This is a genomic window from Natronincola peptidivorans (genome assembly GCF_900111615.1).
GTDB lineage: Bacteria > Bacillota > Clostridia > Peptostreptococcales > Natronincolaceae > Natronincola_A > Natronincola_A peptidivorans.
Map to the genome: position 1 here is coordinate 1 of NZ_FOHU01000056.1, position 1,216 is coordinate 1,216.

The following is a 1,216-nucleotide window of genomic DNA, read 5'->3' on the forward strand; positions in this document are numbered from 1 at the left end:
TTAAAAACAAGGAGGAGAAGAAAATGGCAAAAGCAAAATTTGAAAGAAATAAGCCCCATGTAAACATCGGGACAATAGGACATGTTGACCATGGGAAAACAACATTAACAGCAGCAATCACCATTACACTAAATAAAAAGTTTGGAACAGGCGCAGCAGTAGCCTTTGACATGATTGACAAAGCACCAGAAGAAAGAGAAAGAGGAATCACGATCTCAACAGCACATGTTGAGTATGAAACACCAAACAGACACTACGCACACGTAGACTGTCCAGGACATGCTGACTATGTAAAGAACATGATAACAGGAGCAGCACAAATGGATGGAGCTATCCTAGTAGTATCAGCAGCAGATGGACCAATGCCACAAACAAGAGAACATATCCTACTATCAAGACAAGTAGGTGTACCATACATCGTAGTATTTATGAACAAATGTGATATGGTAGATGACGAAGAACTATTAGAATTAGTAGAGCTAGAAATCAGAGACCTATTAAACGCATACGAGTTCCCAGGTGATGACACACCAGTAATCAAAGGATCAGCATTAAAAGCATTAGAAGATCAAGAAAGCGAATGGGCAGATAAAATCGTAGAAATGTTTGAAATCATCGATGAATATATCCCAGAGCCAGAAAGAGAAGTTGACAAGCCGTTCCTAATGCCAGTAGAGGATGTATTCTCCATTACAGGTAGAGGAACAGTAGCCACAGGAAGAGTAGAAAGAGGTATAGTAAAAGTACAAGACGAAGTAGAACTAGTAGGCTTAGCAGAAGCATCAAGAAAGCTAGTAGTAACAGGAGTAGAAATGTTTAGAAAGCTGCTAGACCAAGCACAAGCAGGAGACAACGTAGGAATCCTATTAAGAGGTATCCAAAGAACAGAAATCGAAAGAGGACAAGTATTAGCAAAGCCTGGTACAATCAAGCCTCATACAAGATTTATGGCAGAAGTATACGTATTGAAAAAAGAAGAGGGTGGAAGACATACACCATTCTTCGATGGATACAGACCACAATTTTACTTTAGAACAACAGACGTAACAGGAAGCATCAAATTACCAGAAGGCGTAGAAATGGTAATGCCAGGAGATAACATCACAATGGAAATCGAATTAATCAGCCCAATCGCTACAGAAGAAGGCTTAAGATTCGCTATCCGTGAAGGTGGAAGAACTGTAGGTGCTGGAGTAGTTGCTTCTATTATTGAATA

The 1,216-nt window shown here is 39.7% G+C and carries 1 protein-coding gene; it reads left to right on the forward strand.

Features of this window, described 5'->3' with window-relative positions; all coding sequences use genetic code 11:
* Positions 1-23 precede the first annotated feature (23 nt).
* Positions 24-1,216 (forward strand): elongation factor Tu (gene tuf / locus BMX10_RS17705; protein ID WP_090447111.1); only part of this gene is annotated, 1,193 nt, incomplete at its 3' end.